This window comes from Dehalococcoidia bacterium (assembly GCA_025054935.1).
In the GTDB taxonomy this organism is placed as follows: Bacteria; Chloroflexota; Dehalococcoidia; order SpSt-223; family SpSt-223; genus JANWZD01.
Map to the genome: position 1 here is coordinate 70,066 of JANWZD010000009.1, position 20,669 is coordinate 90,734.

24 protein-coding genes are annotated in these 20,669 nt (G+C 67.6%); all 24 read left to right on the top strand.

Translation table 11 applies throughout. The annotated features are described in order from the left end of the window. The first annotated feature begins 4 nt into the window (after positions 1-4). The 24 genes from NZ773_10780 (at position 5) to fliW (ending at position 20,668) form a co-directional block, all read left to right on the top strand. Positions 5-1,072 carry an NADH-quinone oxidoreductase subunit D gene (locus NZ773_10780; GenBank protein ID MCS6802408.1) on the top strand — a complete coding sequence of 356 codons (1,068 nt, stop codon included), beginning with the start codon at positions 5-7 and terminating at the stop codon, positions 1,070-1,072. After that, positions 1,069-2,205, top strand: a complete 1,137-nt coding sequence (nuoH, locus tag NZ773_10785; GenBank protein MCS6802409.1) for an NADH-quinone oxidoreductase subunit NuoH — start codon at positions 1,069-1,071, stop codon at positions 2,203-2,205. The genes NZ773_10780 and nuoH overlap by 4 nt, the downstream gene beginning before the upstream one ends. Beyond that, positions 2,123-2,614 (top strand): 4Fe-4S dicluster domain-containing protein, encoded by a 492-nt coding sequence (locus NZ773_10790; GenBank protein ID MCS6802410.1) that lies wholly within the window; start codon positions 2,123-2,125, stop codon positions 2,612-2,614. Before nuoH ends, NZ773_10790 begins: the two co-directional genes overlap by 83 nt. A gap of 66 nt (positions 2,615-2,680) precedes the next feature. Further along, the gene (locus NZ773_10795) at positions 2,681-3,184 is read left to right on the top strand and encodes an NADH-quinone oxidoreductase subunit J (protein ID MCS6802411.1); all 504 of its coding nucleotides are present in this window, start codon (positions 2,681-2,683) and stop codon (positions 3,182-3,184) included. Continuing rightward, positions 3,181-3,483 (top strand): NADH-quinone oxidoreductase subunit NuoK, encoded by a 303-nt coding sequence (gene nuoK / locus NZ773_10800; protein ID MCS6802412.1) that lies wholly within the window; start codon positions 3,181-3,183, stop codon positions 3,481-3,483. Before NZ773_10795 ends, nuoK begins: the two co-directional genes overlap by 4 nt. Further along, positions 3,477-5,366 carry an NADH-quinone oxidoreductase subunit L gene (gene nuoL, locus NZ773_10805; GenBank protein ID MCS6802413.1) on the top strand — a complete coding sequence of 630 codons (1,890 nt, stop codon included), beginning with the start codon at positions 3,477-3,479 and terminating at the stop codon, positions 5,364-5,366. The genes nuoK and nuoL overlap by 7 nt, the downstream gene beginning before the upstream one ends. Before the next feature lies 1 nt (position 5,367). Next, a complete protein-coding gene (locus NZ773_10810; GenBank protein MCS6802414.1) occupies positions 5,368-6,840 on the top strand; it encodes an NADH-quinone oxidoreductase subunit M in 1,473 nt (490 codons plus the stop codon). Then, positions 6,837-8,261, top strand: a complete 1,425-nt coding sequence (locus NZ773_10815; protein MCS6802415.1) for an NADH-quinone oxidoreductase subunit N — start codon at positions 6,837-6,839, stop codon at positions 8,259-8,261. Before NZ773_10810 ends, NZ773_10815 begins: the two co-directional genes overlap by 4 nt. Positions 8,262-8,391: 130 nt before the next feature. Continuing rightward, positions 8,392-8,538 (top strand): hypothetical protein, encoded by a 147-nt coding sequence (locus NZ773_10820; GenBank protein ID MCS6802416.1) that lies wholly within the window; start codon positions 8,392-8,394, stop codon positions 8,536-8,538. Between the two features lie 206 nt (positions 8,539-8,744). After that, complete coding sequence (locus tag NZ773_10825; protein ID MCS6802417.1) at positions 8,745-9,212, top strand: flagellar biosynthetic protein FliO; 468 nt, start codon at positions 8,745-8,747, stop codon at positions 9,210-9,212. Beyond that, on the top strand, positions 9,209-10,003 hold the full coding sequence (gene fliP, locus NZ773_10830; GenBank protein ID MCS6802418.1) for a flagellar type III secretion system pore protein FliP: 795 nt from the start codon (positions 9,209-9,211) through the stop codon (positions 10,001-10,003). Before NZ773_10825 ends, fliP begins: the two co-directional genes overlap by 4 nt. Positions 10,004-10,011: 8 nt before the next feature. Then, on the top strand, positions 10,012-10,281 hold the full coding sequence (fliQ, locus tag NZ773_10835) for a flagellar biosynthesis protein FliQ (protein MCS6802419.1): 270 nt from the start codon (positions 10,012-10,014) through the stop codon (positions 10,279-10,281). Next, a complete protein-coding gene (gene fliR, locus NZ773_10840) occupies positions 10,278-11,051 on the top strand; it encodes a flagellar biosynthetic protein FliR (protein MCS6802420.1) in 774 nt (257 codons plus the stop codon). Before fliQ ends, fliR begins: the two co-directional genes overlap by 4 nt. Further along, positions 11,051-12,103: a flagellar biosynthesis protein FlhB gene (flhB, locus tag NZ773_10845; protein ID MCS6802421.1), complete on the top strand. Its 1,053-nt coding sequence runs from the start codon at positions 11,051-11,053 to the stop codon at positions 12,101-12,103. The genes fliR and flhB overlap by 1 nt, the downstream gene beginning before the upstream one ends. Then, complete coding sequence (gene flhA / locus NZ773_10850) at positions 12,100-14,181, top strand: flagellar biosynthesis protein FlhA (protein MCS6802422.1); 2,082 nt, start codon at positions 12,100-12,102, stop codon at positions 14,179-14,181. Before flhB ends, flhA begins: the two co-directional genes overlap by 4 nt. Continuing rightward, a complete protein-coding gene (locus tag NZ773_10855) occupies positions 14,171-14,449 on the top strand; it encodes a hypothetical protein (protein ID MCS6802423.1) in 279 nt (92 codons plus the stop codon). The genes flhA and NZ773_10855 overlap by 11 nt, the downstream gene beginning before the upstream one ends. Positions 14,450-14,516: 67 nt before the next feature. Beyond that, positions 14,517-15,296, top strand: coding sequence for a FliA/WhiG family RNA polymerase sigma factor (locus NZ773_10860; GenBank protein ID MCS6802424.1), 780 nt, complete (start codon positions 14,517-14,519; stop codon positions 15,294-15,296). Then, positions 15,296-16,309 (top strand): flagellar hook-basal body protein, encoded by a 1,014-nt coding sequence (locus NZ773_10865; GenBank protein ID MCS6802425.1) that lies wholly within the window; start codon positions 15,296-15,298, stop codon positions 16,307-16,309. Before NZ773_10860 ends, NZ773_10865 begins: the two co-directional genes overlap by 1 nt. Before the next feature lie 21 nt (positions 16,310-16,330). Continuing rightward, positions 16,331-17,080: a flagellar hook-basal body complex protein gene (locus NZ773_10870; protein ID MCS6802426.1), complete on the top strand. Its 750-nt coding sequence runs from the start codon at positions 16,331-16,333 to the stop codon at positions 17,078-17,080. A 10-nt stretch (positions 17,081-17,090) separates the two neighbouring features. Beyond that, positions 17,091-17,384: a flagellar biosynthesis anti-sigma factor FlgM gene (gene flgM, locus NZ773_10875; GenBank protein ID MCS6802427.1), complete on the top strand. Its 294-nt coding sequence runs from the start codon at positions 17,091-17,093 to the stop codon at positions 17,382-17,384. Continuing rightward, positions 17,384-17,857, top strand: a complete 474-nt coding sequence (locus NZ773_10880) for a flagellar protein FlgN (protein ID MCS6802428.1) — start codon at positions 17,384-17,386, stop codon at positions 17,855-17,857. The genes flgM and NZ773_10880 overlap by 1 nt, the downstream gene beginning before the upstream one ends. A gap of 9 nt (positions 17,858-17,866) precedes the next feature. Continuing rightward, positions 17,867-19,300, top strand: a complete 1,434-nt coding sequence (gene flgK, locus NZ773_10885; GenBank protein ID MCS6802429.1) for a flagellar hook-associated protein FlgK — start codon at positions 17,867-17,869, stop codon at positions 19,298-19,300. Positions 19,301-19,312: 12 nt separating this feature from the next. Further along, positions 19,313-20,191, top strand: coding sequence for a flagellar hook-associated protein FlgL (gene flgL / locus NZ773_10890; protein MCS6802430.1), 879 nt, complete (start codon positions 19,313-19,315; stop codon positions 20,189-20,191). Positions 20,192-20,206: 15 nt separating this feature from the next. Next, positions 20,207-20,668: a flagellar assembly protein FliW gene (gene fliW / locus NZ773_10895; protein ID MCS6802431.1), complete on the top strand. Its 462-nt coding sequence runs from the start codon at positions 20,207-20,209 to the stop codon at positions 20,666-20,668. Position 20,669: the final 1 nt, after the last annotated feature.

Consider the following 20,669-nt stretch of genomic DNA (forward strand, 5'->3'; position numbering starts at 1 on the left):
CAACATGGGGCCGCAGCACCCGAGCACCCACGGCGTCTTCCGGATGCTGCTGCGCGTCGACGGCGAGCGGATCACGGGCGTCGAGCCGTTCATCGGCTATCTCCACCGCGGCAGCGAAAAGCTGTGCGAGGTCGAGACCTACCGCCAGATTATTCCTCTCTTCGACCGGCTGGACTACCTCTCAGCGTTTAACAACGAACTGGCCTTCGTGATGGCGGTCGAAAAGCTGCTCGGCACGACGGTCCCGGAGCGCGCCGAGTACGTCCGCATCATCCTCTGCGAACTGAACCGGATCGCCTCGCACTTTATGTTCTTCGGGGCGTTCGGCATCGACGCCGGCGCGATGACCCCCTTCATGTTCGGCTTCCGCGAGCGCGAGCGCATCCAGCAGCTGTTTGAGAGCGTCTCCGGCGCCCGGATGATGCACAACTATTTCCGTCCGGGCGGGCTGAACATGGATGTGCCGGACGATTTCGTCGACAATGTGCGCGCGCTGCTCCCCGTGCTCAAGCGCGGCCTCGACGACGCCAACCGCCTGCTCACCGGCAACGAGATCTTTATCGCCCGCACCAAGGGCATCGGCATCATCAGCGCCGAGGACGCGATCGCCTGGAGCCTCTCCGGTCCGATGCTGCGCGCTTCGGGCGTGGCGGTCGATGTCCGGCGCGACGAGCCCTACTCGCTCTACGACCGGTTTGACTTCGCCATCCCTGTTGGCGATGTCGGCGACTGCTACGACCGCTACCTCGTTCGAATGGCCGAAATCGAGCAGTCAATCCGTATCGTTGAGCAGGCAATCGCTGACTTTCCGGGCGGTCCCTATCTGGGCAGCGTCCCGAAGCTGATCCGGCCGCCGGCTGGCGAGTGCTATGTCCGCACCGAAAACCCGCGCGGCGAACTCGGCGTCTATCTTGTCTCAACCGGCGAGCGCCGTCCCTACCGCGTCAAGGTGCGCGGTCCTTCCTTCGTCAACTTGAGCGCGATCCAGCAGCTGCTGGTCGGCAGCTACCTTGCCGATGCCGTGCTCATCCTCGGCTCGATCGACATCGTTCTCGGCGAGGTCGACCGGTGATTGGAGAGGTGGTCCGAGCGGCGATCGGCGTCTTCGTCGTCTTCAATGTCGTAGCGATCTCGGTGCTCGTGCTGGTCCTCCTCGAGCGCAAGTTCCTCGGCCGGCTGCAGCAGCGCTTCGGCCCGACGCGCGTTGGTCCGCACGGCATTCTCCAGACCGTCGCCGATGCGCTGAAGCTGCTCTTGAAAGAAGACTTCACTCCGGCGCGCGCCGACCGCCTCCTGTTTCAAGCGGCGCCGTTCCTTGTCATCGTCCCGATCTTTCTCCCGTTCGTCGCGATCCCCTTCGCGCCCGGCCTTGTCGTTCGCAGTCTCGAGTTCGGCCTGCTCTATGTCGTCGCGATGCCGGTTGTGAGCGCGCTCGGCTTCTTCCTGGCCGGCTGGGCCTCCGACAACAAGTACGCGCTCATCGGCGCGGTGCGCTACGCGGCGGTGCTCGTCTCCTACGAGCTGCCGATGCTGATTGGTGTCATCGGCGTCGTGATGGTGACGGGCACGCTCAACCTCGTCGAGATTGTCGAACAGCAGGCGGCGTGGCCGCTCCTCTTCGCGCAGCTGCCCGCCTTTCTCCTCTTCCTGATCGGCGGCATGACCGAGGGGAACCGGACCCCGTTCGACATCGCGATCGCGGAGTCGGAGGTGGTTGGCGGGCCGTTCGTCGAGTACAGCGGGATGCGCTGGTCGATCTTCTACCTCGCCGAGTACGCCAGCATCTTCGCGACTGCCGCCCTGACGACGCTCCTCTTTCTCGGCGGCTGGCACGGGCCGCTGCTGCCGCCGCTCGCCTGGTTCCTCATCAAGACCTCTGCCGTCGTCATCATCATCTTCTGGATGCGGGGCACGATGCCGCGCCTGCGCATTGATCAGCTGATGAGCCTCGCTTGGAAAGGCTTGATCCCGGTCGCGTTCCTGAACCTCGTGGTGACCGGGGTCGCCGTGCTTGTCGGCGGTCCCGGCCCCGGTTCGCCGCTCGTCATCCTCGGCGGTCTCGCGACCACTGCGGTCGCGCTCGCCGCGTTCACCGCCGCGCTCCGCCCACAAAGGAGGTCCGATGTTCGGCTCGGGACTGCTGCTTGGCCTCGCGACGACCTTGCGAACCGCCCTCCGGCGGCCCGTCACTATTCAATACCCTGAGGAACGGCGGGAACTGTCGCCGCGCACGCACGGCGCGCCCGGCCTGATCTGGGACAACGAGGCGGATGAGCCGAAATGCACCGGCTGCGGCCTCTGCATGCGCGAATGCCCGGTCGGCGTCATCCATCTCACCTCGGTCAACAACCCGAAGTTCAAGCGGGGCAGCACGCGCAAGCGCATCGTCGAAGATTTCACGATCGACCTCTACCGCTGCATCTACTGCGCCATCTGCGTCGATGTCTGCCCGTTCGAGGCGATCGAGATGACCCCGGTCTTCGAACTGGCGCGCTACAACAAAGGCCAAGTGGTCGCCTCGTTCGACGACCTAGTCGAATTCACCGGCACGCGCCGTCCGGATAGCACGTGGTCGCCCCATGCCGCGCCGGCCCCCGTCGGAGCGAAGGAGTGAGCGCGCCCGTTCCTGCGCTGCGGCCGCGGGCATGGACGGGATGAGGGACGATGAGGGGGTGACGGCGTGACCACCGACGGGGTGCTTGTCGCCTTCGGCATTGTGGCGGCGGTGGCGATCGTCGCCAGTCTCGGCGTTGTCCTTGCCCGCAATGTCGTCCACGCCGCCGTCAGTCTGATCGTCTCGCTGATGGCGGTGGCGGGCGTCTACGTGCTGCTGCTGGCGGACTTTCTCGCGCTGGCGCAGGTGCTGATCTACGGCGGGGCGGTGACGATCCTGCTGCTGTTCGCGCTGATGCTCTACCGCACGGGCCGCGACCCCGGGCTGGACAACCGCCAGCGGCCACTGGCGGCCGTCGCCGCGCTGGCGGTGGCGGCGTTCCTCGGCTGGGCGATCGTCGCGACGGGCTGGCCCGCTATCCCCGACGCAGGGCTGCAGCGCATCGACCTGCCCGTTCTCGGGACGGCCTTGTTCACCACCTGGGCGCTGCCGTTCGAGGTCGTCTCGCTTGTCCTGCTGGTGGCGCTCATCGGCGCGGCGATCCTTTCGCGGTCAGGAGACGCCCCGTGATCCCGGTCGAGGCGGTCGCGGGCCTGAGCGCCGTCCTTTTCGCGATCGGCCTGTACGGCGTCCTCGCCCGCCGGAATGCGGTGCTCATCCTCCTTGCCGTCGAGGTGATGCTCAACGCCGTCGCGCTCAACTTTGTCGCCTTCGGCGCCTTCCGCGGCGACCTGACCGGCCAAGTGGTGGCGATCTTCATCATCTGCGTCGCCGCCGCCGAGATCGGGCTGGCGCTCGGCATCCTCCTTCGGCTCCACCGCAACCGCCAGACAGTCGATGTCGACCAGTTGGACGAACTGAAATGGTGACCACCGCGTGGGCCTGGCTGCTGCCGGCGCTGCCGCTGCTCGCCTTCGCCCTGATTGCGGCGGCGGGCCGGCGGCTGCCCGGCCAAGGCGCGGGGGGCGCCATCCTGCTCACCGGGGGGGGGGCAGCGCTCTGGCTCCCGCTGCTCGGCGCGCTCTTTGCCGACGGTCCCCGCCTCTATCGCCCGGTCTGGTTTTCCATCGGCGACGATGCCTTTCACGTCCCCTATATCGTCGACCCGCTCGCGGCGCTCGTTCTCGGCGTCGTCCTGCTCTGCTCGACGCTGATCCAAGTCTACTCGCTCGGCTACATGGCGGGCGAGGCGCGCTTCGGCTGGTTCTTCGCTGTCGTCGCCCTCTTCACCGCCGCCATGCTCGGCCTCGTGCTCTCGGCGAGCCTGCTGACGCTCTACGTCTGCTGGGAACTGGTCGGGCTCTGCTCCTACCTCTTGATCGGCTTCTGGTTCGACCGCCCAGCGGCAGTTGAGGCGGCGAAAAAGGCGTTCATCACGACCCGCGTCGGCGATGTCGGCCTCTTGATCGGCATCCTCCTCCTCTTCCGGGCGACCGGCACCTTCGACATCCCGGAGATCATCGCGGCGGCGCAGCGGGGAGCGATCGACGACGGCCTCCTGACTGCGGCAGTGCTGCTGATGCTGCTCGGCGCGTTCGGCAAGTCCGGCCAGTTTCCACTCCACGTTTGGCTGCCGGACGCGATGGAAGGTCCGACGCCGGTCTCGGCACTTATCCACGCCGCGACGATGGTGACCGCCGGCGTCTATCTCGTCGCCCGCCTCTTCCCGCTGTTCGAGGCCGCGCCAGCGGCACTCGCCGTCGTCGCCACGGTCGGTCTTCTCAGCGCCGCCGGCGCCGCCCTGCTCGCGCTCGTCCAGACCGATATCAAGCGCATCCTCGCCTACTCGACGATCTCACAGCTCGGGCTGATGTTCCTCGCGCTGGGGGTCGGCGCGCTTCCTGCCGCGATCTTCCACCTAACGACCCACGCCGCCTTCAAGGCGCTGCTGTTTCTCGCCGCCGGGTCAGTTATCCACGGCACGGGGCGCCAGAGCCTCGACCAAGTGGGCGGGCTGCGGCGCCTCCTGCCGGTAACGGCGCTGACAATGCTCGTCGGCGCGGCGGCGCTCGCCGGCATCCCCCTCACCAGCGGCTACTTTTCGAAGGACGAGATCCTGCTCGGCCTCCTCGACCGCAGCGCGCTTCTCTTCCTCGCCGCTCTCGCCGTCTCGCTGCTCACCGCCTTCTACACCTTCCGTCTCTGGTTCCGTGTCTTTCTTGGCCCCGACCGAAGCCATGGCCACGCCCACGAGTCGCCTGCCGTGATGCTCGTGCCGCTCGCCGCCTTCGCCGTGCCGGCGCTGCTGCTCGGCGGGCTGCTCTACGTTCCCTTCGGTCCCGCGGCGAACGTGATTGCCTTCCTCAGCGGCGAGACCGGCCATCCGCCGGCGCAGTACGCCGCTGTCGGCAGCTACTATCACGCCCACCATAAAGAGGCGCCGAATGTGCTGGTGCTCGGCGCGTCGGCGGCGGCTGCCCTTGCCGGGCTTGGCGCGGCCTGGGCGCTCTACCGGCGCGGCGCCCCGCTCGGCCGCCGGCTGCCGGGCGCGGCGCTGCTCGAGCGCGGTTTCTACGTCGACGCGTTCTACGGCTGGCTGACGTCGCAGGTCGTGCTGCCGCTTTCGGCTTTCCTTGCCTGGTTCGACCGGCGCTGGGTGAACGACGCCGGAGTGAACGGCACGGGCCGCCTGCCGGCGGTTGTCGGCGGCGCGCTGCGGCTCCTCCAGACCGGCAACCTCTCGAACTACGCCCTCGCAATCGTCGCCGGCCTCGCGCTCCTCGCGGCGGTCGCGCTCGGGACGGGGCGCTGACGTGGCCATTCCGCTGCTCTCGCTGATGACGCTGACGCCGCTCGCCGGTGCGCTCGTCCTGTTCGCGGTGCCCAGGGAGCGTCACGGCCTGATCCGCGCCGTCGCGCTCGTTGCCGCCGGCATCTCCGCTGCCGCCGCCGCCGCGGTCTTTCTCGGCTACGACAGCAGCCGGGCCGGGTTCCAGTTCGTCGAGCGGCTGCCGTGGCTGCCGCAGCTCGGCATCGACTACGCTCTCGCCGTCGACGGATCGTCGGCCGTGATGGTGCTCCTGACCGGCGTCGTCATTGTCACCGGCGTTCTCGTCTCCTGGCGGATCGACTACCGGCCGAAGGACTTCTTCGCTCTCCTCCTGATCCTTGTCGCCGGTGTCTACGGCGTCTTCTGCTCGACCGACCTGTTCTTCTTTTTCTTCTGGTACGAGGTGGCGGTGCTGCCGATGTACCTGCTGATCGCCGTCTGGGGCAGCACGAACAAGGAGTACGGCGCGCTCAAGCTGACGCTGATGCTCGTCGCCGGCTCGATCCTGATCTGGGTCGGACTGCTGATCGTCTACGCCGCCAGCGGGATCAATTCGTTTGACCTCTTCCGGCTGCAGCAGGTTGCTTTCGACCCGACGACGCAGTCGATCGCCTTTCTGCTGTTCATGATCGGCTTTGGCGTGCTTGCCGGCATGTGGCCGCTCCATACCTGGTCGCCGGACGGCCATGTCGCCGCGCCGACGGCGGTCAGTATGCTCCACGCCGGCGTCCTGATGAAGCTGGGCGCGTTCGGCATCCTGCGCATCGCGATGACGCTGCTGCCCGAGGGCGCGCGGGTCTGGCTGCCGGCACTGCTCGTGCTGGCGACGGTGAACGTGATCTACGGGGCGCTCAGCGCGATGGCCCAGCGCGACCTCAAGTACGTCGTCGGCTACTCCTCGGTGTCGCACATGGGCTACGTCCTGATGGGCCTCGCCTCGCTCTCGCTTGTCGGCACGACCGGCGCCGTGCTCCAGATGTTCTCGCACGGCATCATGACGGCGCTCTTCTTCGCAATGGTCGGCGTCATCTACGACCAAGCGCACACCCGCGATATCCGCGCCTTCGGCGGGCTGATCCGGACGATGCCGGCGGTGAGCATCCTGTTCATCCTCGCCGGGCTTGCCTCGCTCGGGCTGCCGGGGCTGTCCGGGTTTGTTGCCGAGGTCCTCGTCTTCAGCGGCCTCGCCCAAGCGCAGGGCTGGCTGTTCGTCGCCCTCGCTGTCGTCGGCGTCGCCATCACCGCGACCTACATCTTGCGGCTGATCGCCCGCGTCTTCTTCGGCCCGCCGCGCGGCACGTCGCCGGCCCTCCAGGAGGGCTCGCGCCTCGATGTGGCCGCCGGCGCCGCCCTCGCCTTCTTCCTGATTGCGGTCGGACTTTATCCGGCGCCGCTGCTGACCCCGATCGTCAGCAGCGTCCTGCCGATCGTGCGGCGCTTGGGCGGCGTCGAATGAACGGGCTGCTCCTCCTGCTTCCCGAGCTGCTGATCGGCGCGCTCGCGTTCCTCGTCTTCAGCGCCGATCTCCTGCTTCCCTCCCGGCGCGCTCCGCTCGTCGGCTGGATCGCTGCGGTCGGGATGCTTGCGCTCGCGCTCTTCTGCGCCGCTTGGTGGGGCGTCAGCGGGAGGGTCGGCGACCTCTACGTCGTCGACCGCTTCGCTGTGCTCTTCAAAGTGCTGGCGCTGCTGATGGGCGCGGCGGTCGTCCTGATGTCGGTCGACTATGCCCGCCGGCGGCTGCCGGGGGCGGGGGAGTATTACGGGCTGATCGTCTTCGCCGTGCTCGGCATCGTCATCATGACCGGCGCGACCGAGCTGCTGACAGCCTATATCGGCCTCGAACTGCTGAACTTCAGCCTCTACGTGCTTGTCAGCTACCGCAAGTGGAACCCGAAGTCGAACGAGGCGGGCACGAAGTACATCCTGCTTGGCGCCCTCTCGTCGGCGGTGCTGCTCTACGGGCTGAGCCTGCTCTATGGGATTGCGGGCACGACCAGCTACGGCGGGATCGCCGCCGCTCTTGCCGGCAGTTCGCCCTCGCCGGCGCTGAACGCCGCGCTCGTGCTGACGTTGGGCGGGCTCGGCTTCAAGGTCGCCGCTGTCCCCTTCCACATGTGGGCGCCGGACGCCTACGAGGGCGCGCCGACGCCGATCACGGCGTTCCTCGCTGTTGCCGCCAAGGCCGCCGGGTTCGGACTGCTCCTCCGGCTGGTTGCGGAAGCGCTGCTGCCGGCGCTGCCGCTCGTCGTCGCGCCGCTCGCCGCGATCGCAACCGCGACGATGATCCTCGGCAACACGGTCGCGATCCGCCAGCGCAACATCAAGCGGCTGCTCGCCTACTCGTCCATCGGCCAAGTCGGCTATCTGCTGGTCGGGCTGGCGGCGTTCGGCGCCGGCGCAGCCGAGGCGATCGTCGTTCATCTCGTCGGCTATGCGGCTGCCTCTTTCGCCGCCTTTCTCGTCGTCGTCATCGTCGAGAACCGGACGGGCGACGAAGAGATCGCGGACTACGCCGGTCTCGCCGAGCGCGCGCCGTTCGCCGCCTTTGCCCTCACCGCCGCCTTCTTCTCGCTGACGGGCCTGCCGCTGCTGGCCGGCTTCGTGACCAAATTCGCCCTCTTTCTTGCTGCCGCCCAAGCGGGCTGGACGTGGCTGGTCGCGATCGGCATCACGACGAGCGTTGTCTCGCTCTACTACTACCTGATGGTGATCCGGCAACTGTATGTCGTTCCGCCGGCTAAGGTGGGCGCGCTCGGCATGACCGCCGCCGAGCGGGGTCTGCTCGCTGTCCTTCTCGCTGCCACGATCGCGATCGGCGTCGTCCCCGCGCCGCTCTTCGCCGTCATCCAGAGCGCGGTCGCGCCGCTCTTCAGCTAGCCGCGCGCATCACAACTGTCCTTTCGATCAGGGGAAAACTGGCCAGAATGCCTTGCTCGCATGCGCATACCGATCCGATACTTTATAACGACGGCGGCAGAGCAGCGCCCGCCACGGAGGAGGGACGACGATGTCCGAGAAGTTGATCTGCCCGAAATGCCATCGGCCGGTGATGATCCGCTTCGATTGGCGAGCCATTCCCTACGTTCAGTGCGTGTGCGGCTACGCACGCTATAACGCGCGCGATCTCGCGGAACGGGAGAAAGTCGCCGTCTAGCTGAGTGTTCTCATCAGACTGAAGGGTGGAGCAGCACGCTGCACCCTTTTCTTTTTGGCCACCGGGATCCCTGCTGCGTAGGGATTTCCTCTAGGACCGCTTTGCCAGCGTCGGCCGAATCCCGGGACAGCCGGGACCTCGCTCCGGCCAATTTCCCGACGATCGGCTCTACTGAGTCTCCTGCGCCGCCGACCATACTGAGCGGCGTGAATGGACCCGGCTCTCCCGACCTCATGACGCAGCTGCGCCGCCGCTGGGAACGGCTTTCGCCCCTCCAGCGCGCTCTGGTCGGCGGCGGCGCGATCCTCCTTGCCTGCGGCTATGTCCTGTTCTGGACCGCCGAAGGGGTGGCTGACGGACCGGGCGTGCTGACCGCTGTCGACCTCGGAGCGAAGCTGCTGATCGTCCTCGTCCTGATCGGGCTGAGCGCCCAGCTGCTCCGCGCCGTCCACGGCCGCTCAATGGCGCCGGGGCGCGCCCGCCAAGTGGATGTTCTCGAGGTGACGCATCTTGCCAGCAACCGCACCCTCTATCTCGTCCAAGTCGGCGACCAGACGCTCCTTCTCGGCGTGACGCCGCATCAGATCACGACCCTCAGCCGCCTCGACGGCGGCCGGGAGCGGCGGCCGTTTGCGGCAGCGCTCGAGCGGGCTGCCCGCGAGGAGGGCGAATGAGCTCGCGTCCCCGGCCGGCCTCCCGCCGCTGCGCCCGGGCGGCGGCCGGCGCCCTCCTCTTCCTCAGCGTCGCCCTCACCCTGTCGGGGTGCATCAGCGCGCCGGTCGAGGGCGTGCCGGCGCCGCGCGTGACCGTCGAGGTGGGGCAGGCGACCCGCCCGGCTGATGCCGCGCTCGGGCTGCAGATCGTCCTTCTTCTCACCGTGCTGGCGCTTGCGCCGGCCCTTTTGATCATGGTCACCTCGTTCACCCGGACGATTGTCGTTCTTGGTTTCGTCCGCAGCGCGATCGGCGTGCCGCAGCTGCCGCCGAACCAAGTCCTGATCGGCCTCGCGCTGTTCCTGACCTTCTTTACGATGGCCCCCGTCTGGGCGGAGGTGAACGCGGTCGCGATCGAGCCCTATCTGAAAGGGGCGATCAGTCAGAGCGAGGCGATTAACCGCGCCATCGTGCCGATCCGAACGTTTATGGTGAAGCAGACGCGCGAGAAAGACCTCGCGCTCTTCATCCAGCTCTCCAAGAGCGAGCGGCCGCGCACGCCGGACGACTTGAGCCTGCACGTGGTCATTCCCGCCTTCATTATCAGCGAGCTGCGCACCGCGTTTCAGATGGGCTTTTTCATCTTTATCCCGTTTCTGATCATCGACCTTGTCGTTTCGAGCAGCTTGATGTCGATGGGCATGATGATGCTGCCCCCCTCGCTGATTTCGCTGCCGTTCAAGGTGCTGCTCTTCGTGCTGGCCGACGGCTGGTACCTGATCACCCGCTCGCTGGTGGCAAGCTTCGCCTAGGAGCCGCAATGAGCGACCTGCTGGTCCTGCAAGCCGGACGCGACGCCCTAACCCTGACGCTGATGCTCACCGGCCCGATCCTGATCGTCGCGCTGGTCGTCGGGCTGGTCATTTCGGTCTTCCAAGCGGCCACGCAGGTGAACGAAATGACCCTCGCCTACGTGCCGAAGATCCTCGCCGTCTTCGCGACGGTGGGCATCCTCGGCCCGTGGATGCTCGGGATGCTGGTCGGCTACACGAGCCGGCTGCTCGAGCGGCTGCCGGAGCTGATCCGGTGATCCTCGCCGAGAGCGTCGCCGCCTACGTGACGGCCTTCGCGCTGGCGCTGGCGCGGGTGAGCGGGATGGTCGCCGCGTCGCCGATCTACAGCAGCCGCGCCCTTCCCGGGTCGGTCAAGATCGGCCTCGCGGTCGCCCTCACCATCGTTCTCGTTCCGCCCGGCAGCGCTCTGCCTCCAGGACTGCCGCGCGAACTGCTGCCGTTCCTCGGCCTGCTCGCGCTCAACACCGTCATCGGGCTGGCGATCGGGTTCGCCGCCTCGCTCGTCTTCGGCGCGATCCAGACGGGGGCAGGATTGATCGGCACGCAGATCGGCTTCGGTCTCTCGCAAGTGATCGACCCGATGTTCGAAGGGGCGTCGAACACGCTCGACACGTTCTACACCCTCTTCGCGACGATGGTGTTCCTGACGCTCTCCGGCCACCACTGGCTGATCGCGGCCCTCCAGCGCGCCTTCGAGACGATCCCGCTCACGGGCGCCGGCCTCTCTGCCGAACTGGCGGCCGGCCGCGTGCTGGCGCTGGCGGGCGAGCTGTGGGTGATCGCCTTTCAGATCGCCTTGCCGGTCGTCGGCGCGCTGCTGCTGACCGATGTCGCGCTCGGCATCCTGACCCGCACCGTTCCCCAGATGAATGTCTTTGTCGTCTCGCTGCCGCTCAAAGTGACGGTCGGTTTGGTTGTCGTCCTGCTCACCTTGCCGGTAGTCGCCGCCTACCTTGACGGCGTCTTCCGGACGATGACCGCCCAAGCCGGAATGGTGGTGCGCTAGTGGCCGGCGAGCGGACCGAAGCTGCAACCCCGAAGCGACGCCAAGAGGCGCGGCGTGAAGGCCGGGTTGGCAAGAGTGTCGACCTGACGGTTGCGCCTGCGTTGCTCGGCGGCCTGCTCATCCTGCAGGCCACAGCCGGCGGCTTCCTGCCGAGCATGAGCGCTATCCTGCGCGAGTCGCTCGCCCTCGCCGGAAGCCGCGACCTGACGGCCGCCCAGCTGCAGCCGTTCGGCTGGTCGGTCGGGACGCAAGCGTTCGCGCTCGTCGCGCCGCTCATGCTCGGCGTCGTCGCTCTCACCCTGATCGCGGGGGGCGGTCAAGTCGGTGCGCTCTTCTCTGCCAAGGCGGTCGCGCCGCAGTTCTCGCGGCTGAACCCTCTCAGCGGCCTGCAGCGGCTTGTCTCGCCGCGCGGCCTTGTCGAACTCCTGAAGGCCATCGTCAAGGTGGTGCTGATCGGGGCGGTTGGCTCCAGCGTCCTCGCGGCCAATCAGGCGCAGCTCGTCTCGCTGATCGCGCTGCCGCCGGCGGCCGCTGCCGGCGCGATCGCCGCCATCGGCGCCGAGATCGCGCTCAAGTGCGGGGTCGTCTACCTCCTCCTCGCGGCGCTCGACTACTTCTACCAGCGGTTCGAGTTCGAGAAGAGCATCCGCATGAGCAAGGAGGAGGTCAAGCAGGAGATCAGGCAGCAGGAAGGGAACCCCGAGATTAAGGCGCGGATCAAGCGCATCCAGCGCGAGATGGCGACGCGCCGGATGATGGCGAAAGTGCCGAAGGCGGCCGTCGTCGTCACCAACCCGACGCACTACGCGGTGGCGCTCGCGTACGACGCGGTCACCGACGCCGCGCCGCGCGTGGTCGCGAAAGGGGTCGACCTGATCGCGCTCCAGATCAAGCGGGTCGCCGCCGAGCACAATGTGCCGTGCGTCGAGAACGTCGCGCTTGCGCGCGCCCTCTACGCGACGGTCGACCTCGACCAGGAGATCCCGTCCGAGCTGTACCAGGCGGTCGCGGAAGTGCTTGCCTATATCTACCGCCAGCGAGGCGCCCGATGACCGCCACCTCCTTGCCGAGCGGCCTGCGGCGGCTGACGGCCAACAGCGACGTTGTTCTCGCCGTTGCGGTCGTCTTCATCGTCGCGATGCTGATCGTCCCGCTGCCGGACGTCCTCCTCGACCTGCTGATCATCGTCAACATCGCGACCGCCCTCACGATCCTGATGGTCGCGATGTACATCACGCAGCCGCTCCAGTTCTCGGTCTTCCCGAGCATCCTGCTGGTCGCGACGCTCTTTCGGCTCGGCCTCAACGTCTCGGCGACGCGGCTGATCCTGCTCCAAGGCGAAGCCGGCCGCGTCATCGAGGCGTTCGGGTCCTTCGTGGTCGGCGGCAACTACGTCGTCGGCGCGGTCGTCTTCATCATTCTGATCATCGTCCAGTTCGTCGTCATCACTCGCGGCGCTGAGCGCGTCGCCGAGGTTGCCGCCCGCTTCACCCTCGACGCGATGCCGGGCAAGCAGATGGCGATCGATGCCGACCTGAACGCCGGCCTGATCACGCAGGACGAGGCGCGCCGCCGCCGCCGCGAGATCGAGCGCGAGGCCGACTTCTACGGCGCGATGGATGGCGCGAGCAAGTTCGTCAAAGGCGATGCCATCGCCGCCATCCTGATCGCCATCGTCAACATCGTCGCCGGGGTCATCATCGGTATCACCCAGCTCGGCATCCCGCCGCTCCAAGCGCTCCAGCGGTTTGCGCTGCTCACGATCGGCGACGGCCTCGTCTCGCAGATCCCGGCGCTGATCATCTCGACCGCCACCGGCATCGTCGTGACGCGCGCTGCCTCCGACGCCAATCTCGGCACCGACGTCGGCGCGCAGCTGTTCAGCAACCCGAAGGCGCTCGCAATCGTTGCCGGGCTCCTCGGCGCGCTGGCCCTCGTTCCGGGCTTGCCGACGGTCTCGCTCGCCACGATCGCGCTGGGGCTGGGCGGCTTCGCCTTTCTGCTCAACCGCAGCCAGCGCCAGCAGCAGGCGCTGGTCGCCGCCCAAGAAGCGGCCGCGCTCGCCGCTCCGCCTGCGCCCGAGAACCCCGTCGCGCTGCTCGCCGTCGACCCGATGGAGGTCGAGATCGGCTACGGTCTGATCAGCCTCGTCGACGCCGGCGAGCGCGGCAATCTGCTCGACCGCATCACCGCCATCCGGCGGCAGACAGCCCTCGAGCTCGGCTTCATCGTCCCGACAATCCGGATTCGCGACAACCTCCAGCTCGGACCGAACACCTATGTGGTCAAACTGCGCGGCGTCGAGATCGCCCGCGGCGAGCTGCTCGCCAACCACTATCTCGCGATGAACAGCGGCGTCGCTTCGGAGGAGATCGAAGGGATCGAAGCGCGCGAGCCGGCGTTCGGGCTGCCGGCGCTCTGGATCACGGGCAGCCAGCGCGAGCGCGCCGAACTGCTCGGCTACACCGTCGTCGACCCGGCCTCAGTGCTCGCGACCCATCTGACCGAGGTGATCCGCTCCCATGCCGCCGACATCTTCAGCCGGCAGGACCTCCAGACGCTGCTGACGTCGCTCAAGAACGACTATCCGGCGGTCGTCGACGACCTCATCCCGGGCATCCTCTCGACGAGCGAGGTCCACCGCGTCCTGCAGAACCTGCTCCGCGAGCGGGTCTCGATCCGGGACTTGGTGACGATCCTTGAAACGTTGGCGGCGCGCGGGCGCCAGACCCGCGACACCGATCTGCTGACCGAGTATGTCCGGCAAGCGCTCTCCCGCGCTATCTGCCAGCAGTACCGCGAGCCGGATGGCCAGCTGTACGTCCTCACCCTCGCGCCGCAGCTCGAGCAGCGGCTGGCCGCCGGCCTGCAGGGGACTGACCAAGGGCTGGTGATCAGCATCGAGCCGACGCTTGCCCAGCGGCTGCTGCAGGACCTCGTGGCCGCGCTCGAGCGGATGGTTGCTCAGGGGCATCAGCCGATTGTCGTCTGTTCGCCGCGGATCCGGCTGCCTTTCAAACGCCTGACCGAGCGCGTTGTTCCCCATCTGACCGTGCTCGCCTACAGCGAACTGAACCCCAAGATCGAGGTGAACGCCGTCGGCATCGTGGGAGGCGACTATGACGACTAGCGCTGCCCCGCTTTCGACCGTCGTCGGCGCGCTGGCGCTCGGCCTTGCCGCTCTCGCGCTCGCCACGAGCGGCGACTTCTTCCGCGCTGCCCTGCTCGGGATTGCTGCCTATCTAGTCTTCAATGTCCTGCTGTGGGTGGCGGTCCAGGCGTGGTCAGCGTCCCCGCCGCCGCCAGCGCCGCGCGTCAGCGCTGCCCCCGATGTCGGGAACGACGAAGCCGAAGACGATCCCGCCGCTTCGCCTCCTGCCGCGGAGGGAGGAGCGTGAACGTCCAGCCTGCTGCGCCATTGTGCCCCTCGCGCCGCCGCCGAACGTCTCGGCAAGGAGATGAGCCATGGTCGTGACCGCTGACACCGCCGCTCTCTGGCCCCGCTATGTCCGCACTCGCGATCCTCGCCTGCGGGAAACGCTCATTCTCGCCTACACGCCGCTCGTCAAATACGTCGTCGACCGGCTCGCAATCAGCCTTCCGGCCGTGCTCGACACCGACGACTTGATCAGCTACGGCATCATCGGCCTGATCGACGCTGTCGAGCGGTTCGATCCCGACCGGGGCTTCAAATTTGAGACGTTCGCCATCCCGCGCATCCGCGGCACGATCATCGACCAGCTGCGGGCGCTCGACTGGCTGCCCCGCTCAGCACGTCAGCGCGCCAAGGAGATCGAGCGCGGCATCCAAGACCTGCGCTCCACGCTTGGCCGGATGCCGACGGACGAAGAGGTCGCCGCTCATCTGAACATGGACCTCGAGCGCTACCACGCCGCGGTCCAGGAGGCGGCGACAGTCACTCTCTCGCTCGACCATGTGCTCTCAACCGATGATGACGACAGCCCCCTCTCGCTTGCCGACCTCGTCGAAGATCGCGAGGCGGTCAGTCTGCCCGGACAGGCCGAGCGCAACGAACTGTTAGGGGCGTTGATCCGCGCAATTGAGGAGCTTCCCGAGCGCGATCGCCTCGTGATTGCGCTGTACTACAACGAAGAATTGACGATGAAAGAGATTAGTAGGGTACTTGAGATCTCGGAGTCGCGTGTGTGCCAACTGCACGCCCGCGCGGTGCTGAAACTGCGTGCCGCGCTCGCCAGCTTCCGCGAGCCGGTGGGGGCGCGCTGATGCTCCGCGGGCTGTATACCGCCGCTTCATCGCTGCTGCGGATGCAGCGGCGCCAAGAAGTGATCGCCGGCAACCTCGCGAACGCGACGACAACCGGCTATCGGGCGGACGTTCCGGAAGCGACAGGCTTTGTCGCCGTCCTCCAAGAGAAATTAGGCGAGAGCCTGCCCGTGCCGCCGGGATGGACCGGCGAGGGGATCGGCCTTGTCGGAACCGGCGTCCAGCCAGACCGCTATCTTGTCGACACCCGGCAGGGGCCCCTCCGCCAGACTGATCATCCCTTCGACCTTGCCCTTGCCGGGCGCGGCTTCTTCGCCGTTGAGACGCCCGAGGGGATCGCCTACACCCGCGACGGCAGCTTCCGCCGCTCGGCGGCGGGACAGCTGGTCACTGCGCACGGCTATCCCGTGCTCGGCGTGGACGGTCCGATCCAGCTCGGTCCCGAGCCGTTCACTGTCGCCCGCGACGGCACGATCGAGCAGAACGGCCAAGCAGTCGGCCGGCTTCAGGTTGTCGACTTCGCTCCCCGCTTCTCGCTGCCCGCCGCCGAGGGCGCGGTGCGGCTCGCCGCTGGCGCATACACGCTCGGCGCGGATGGGCTGCTCACCCGCGACGGCGCAGCGGTCGCTCGGCTCTCCTCGCTCCAGGTGCCCGGTGTCGCGGGGACGATCCAGCTTGCGCCGGGTGCGCTCGTCATCGCTCCAGATGGAAGCGTCACCGTCAACGGTGCGCTGGCGGGACGCCTGCGCGCGGCAGCCGGGCTTGATCCTGCGCAAGCGCGGCGAACGACCGGCACGCTGCTGCGCGTGCCGGAGGGGGGCGAAGCGCCCGCGCCGGTGGATGACCCCCAAATCGCGCAGTATGCCCTTGAAGGGAGCAACGTTGACCTCACGAAGACGATGACCGACATGCTCGCTGTCGCCCGGATCTACGAAGCGAGCCAGCGCGCGCTCAAGCTTGCTGACGAGGCTGCTCAGCGCGCAGTCTCCGAGGTCGGGCGGCTGAGCGCGTGATGAAGGAGAGAGGAACCGCCGATGATCTCTGCACTGCGCGTTGCCGGGTCGGGGCTGACCGCCCAGCAGACAGCCCTTGATGTCATCAGCCACAACCTCGCGAACGTCAACACGCCCGGCTTCAAGCGGTCGCGGGTCAATTTCGAGGATGTTGGTGTCCCGCAAGAGAGCGCCGCGCCGGCAACGGCTCCGATAGGGCGCGGCGTGATGGTGCGCGACATCCAGCGGATCGAGACGGCCGGCGCCTTCGAGTCGACGGGGCTGCCCTTCGACCTTGCAATCGCCGGCGCCGGCTTTTTCGTCGTCACGCGCCCCGACGGCAGCGCCGGCTACACCCATGACGGCTCGTTTCGGCTCACTGCGGCGGGAACGCTTGTCAACAGCAGCGGCGACACGCTCGCCGGGGTGCAGATCCCGGCAGGCGCGAGCTCGGTGAGCATCGCCCGCGACGGCACGGTGATCGCGCAGGTCAACGGCGAGTCGCAGCTCGCTGGCCGGATCGGCGTTGCGGTCTTTCCAAACCCCGCCGGCCTTGAGGCGGCCGGGGGCGGCATCTTCCTGCCGACCCCGGCGTCCGGCGAGCCGGCCGTCGTCGCTCCAGGCACAGGCGGAGCCGGCGAGATCGTCGCCGGCGTGCGCGAAATGGCAAACATCTCGATTGGCGATGAGATGGTCGCGCTGCTGATCGCGCGGCGCGCCTACTCGGCGAGCGCGCGGTCGGTGCAGGCGGTCGACGAAATGCTGCAGCAGGCGACCACACTGAATGCGTAGAGAGGATGGCATGGCGATCGAACGTATGAGCCTCAATCTCACCCGGCTGGCCGCAAGTCATGCGTACGGTGTCCCTGCGCCTGCCGGCGCGCCCTCCAGCACGGTCGAGCGCTCGCCAGCGCCGCGCCGGGATGGCGTCGAGCTTTCGGCAACAGGCCGCGATCTTCAAGCCGCGCGTGCCGCCATCGCCAGCCTTCCGGAGGTGCGCGAGGACCGCGTTGCCCAGATCAAAGCTGCTCTCGCTGCCGGGACGTATCACGTCTCCAGCGCGGCTCTCGCTCAGAAGCTGCTCGGGTTGGCGTGATGACCACCGCCGAGTCGGCCGACCCGCCCATCGCCGCCCTTGCCGCCATCCTCGACGAGGAGATGGCCCTCTACCGCCGGCTCGAGGCGCTTGCTGCCGCCCAAGCCGAGGCGCTGCGCGAGGATGCGCTCGACCGGCTTGGCGCGATCAGCGCCGAGCAGCTGGCGCTGATCGCCGAGCTCCATGAGCAGGAGCGCAGACGGCGTGACCTAGTCGAGCCGGGAGCGACCCTCACCGACCTGATTGCCGCGTGGGGCGCGCCGGCAGACGTCCTTGCCGCGCGTCGGGATGCGCTTCTTGCGCAGATCGAGCGCGTCCGCGAGGCGAACGCGCGCAACCGAGCGCTTATCGCGACCTTGCTCGACTATCAGCGCGAGCGCCTTCAGCTTGCGCTCCACGAGCAAGCGCTCTACGACGCGGACGGGCAGGTTCGGCCGGCGCCGCTGCGTGGCCTCGTCGATCGGCGCGCTTGAGGAGGTAGGATGGCAAACGGCTTCAGCGCGATCGAGAACGGGCTCAGCGCCTTGCGCGCCTTCCGCGCCGCGACTGAGACGATCAGCCACAACCTCGCGAACGCGGCGACGGAGGGCTACTCGCGCCAAGAGGTGATGCTCGCTGCCCGTCCTGCGGTGACCTATCTTGGCTACGGCGCGATCAGCGGCCCGATGCCGGGCAATGGCGTCGAGGTGGAGAGCATCCGCCGCCACCGCGATGCGTTCCTCGACCGCCGCTACCGCGCCGCCTTCGCCGAGTATGGCCGGCTGGACATCACTGCCGACACCCTCGCCCGCCTTGAACTGCTCTTTAACGAACCGACCGACAGCGGCATCGCGGCCCATCTGAACCGCTTCTTCCATGCGTGGCAAGAGGTTGCCAACGCCCCTGAGGCGCGAAGCAGCCGGACAGTGCTGCTCCAGCGTGCCCAGAGCCTTGCTCTGCGGTTCAATCAAGCAGCAGGCGCCATCCGTGAGGAACAGACTACTCTCGACCTGATCGTGGGCGAGCGGGTCCGCGAAGTGAACGAGCTTGCCGCCCAGATCGCTACGCTCAACGGCAAGATCATCATCGCTCGCGGCCTTGGGCAGTCGCCGAACGACTTGATGGACCAGCGCGACCGTCTCCTCGACGCGCTCAGTAAGCTTGTCGGGATCACGACGACCGAGCAGGCGAACGGGGCGGTCGATGTCGAGGTCGGCGGACGGGCGCTCGTTGCCGGCACTGCCGCGAACGCTATCGCAGCGGTGCCGCCGGCGCCCGGCGCCTTTCGTCAAGTCGTCTGGGTGGCGGACAATGCCGCCGTTGCCGTTACTACCGGCGAGATTGCCGGGGCTGTCGCCCTGCGCGATGCCGACCTGCCGGGACGATTGGCAACGCTCAACGCGCTTGCCGGCGCGATTATCGCCCAAGTCAACGCGCTCCATACCACCGGAACGGACCTGACCGGCGCGGCTGGGCTGCCGTTTTTCACGGGCACCGATGCGGCGACGATGGCGCTCAACCCCGCTCTCGCGAGCGCGCCGGAGCGGGTTGCGGCGGCCGATCTTGTCGGCGCGCCCGGACCGCCGCCCCTGCCGCCAGAGTCGCTGCCCGGAGGCAACCGGGTCGCCCTCCGCTTGGCCGCGCTCGCCGAAGCGGCGACCATGCCCGGAGGAGCGACGTTCAACGGCTACTGGAACACCGCGCTCGCCCAGCTCGGCGTTGCGGTGAACGCCGCCAAGACCGATGCCGCCAGCCAAGAGGCGCTTCACGCCCAACTGACACGGGAGCGGCAGTCGAAGTCGGGGGTCTCGCTCGACGAGGAGGCAGCGAACTTGGTCCGCTTTCAGCGTGCGTTTGAGGCGGTCTCCCATGTCATCTCGGTCGTCGACTCGATGCTCGCGACCATCATCAACGAGATGGGCCGGACTGGCCGCTAAGAGGAGAAGCCGATGCGCGTCACCCAAAGCATGCTGATCGGCTCGGTCATCCGCAACTTGAGCCAATCGCGCACGAAGCTGGACGACCTGAACGATCAGATCACGTCTGGCAAGCGCATCCGCAAGCCGTCGGACGACCCGACCGGAGCGGCAGTCGCGCTTTCCCTGCGGGCGCGACAGGCACAGCTCGAGGCACAAGCGCGCGGGCGCAGCGCCGCGGTTGCTTGGCTGAATGCGACCGAAACCGCGCTGGCCGATGTCTCCGCAGCGCTGATCCGGGTCAAGGAGTTGTCGGTGCAAGCGTCGAACGCGACCCTCGACCAAGCGGCCCGGCAGCATATCGCCAGCGAACTCGACCAGATCCTCAACCATCTCGTCCAGGTCGGCAATGCCCGGCTCGGCGACCGGTTCCTCTTCGCTGGCGACCGCACCGACACCGCACCGTTCACGCGGGACTTCTCGCCGGCCGGCGCGACCTACAGCGGCACGACCAACGCTGTGACGATGCGCGTCGACGTCGGCGTTGAGATGGAGGTGGGGATCCCCGGCAACCAGCTGCTTCCTGTCTTCGCTGCGGTTGCGGGCGTGATCGCCGATCTGCAGACCCCGGGGGCGACGATCGAGCCGGCGCGGCTTCAAGCGGTGGAAGATGCGCACGACGCTGTGCTGACCTTGCTGGCGACGGTTGGGGCGAAAACGAACCGGCTTCAGGCGATGGAAGAGCGGGCCGGGCTTGACAACGTCACGCTCGCGGCCCAGCTGTCGACCCTCGAGGATACCGACTTCGTCGAGGCAGTGCTCGACTTCCGCACCCGCCAGACGGTGTATGAAGCAGCGATGGCCGCCGGCGCCAAAATCATTCAGCCCTCGCTGCTGGACTTTCTCCGCTGAGCGCCGGGAGGAACGGTGAACATCGTAACGACTCGTTTCGGGCAGCCGGAGATCGTTGATGTCGATGAGCGCCATCTTGTCGCGCTGTCGATCGTCGGCTATGGCGAAGGACGTCTTTTTGCCCGGATCGACAACGAGGACAACCCAGCCCTCGGCTGGCTCCAATCGCTCGACGATCCCGCCACCTGCTTTGTTGTCGCCGACCCGGCAGCATTCTTCTCTGACTATGCGTTCGACGTCACCGAGGACGTTGTCGTCGCCTTAGACTTACAGACGGCCGAGGAGGTGGATGTCCTCGTCATCTTACGCTTGGGGGCGACGCCGTTCGAGACCACGGCCAACCTCGCAGCGCCAATCGTCGTGAACCGCCGCACAGGTCGGGGGAGGCAAATTATTCTCACCGCCCCGCTTCAAAGCGGCTGGTCGGTGCGAACGCCGCTCCTTCCTGCTGACAGCACCGCCCCGGCCGGGGTATAAC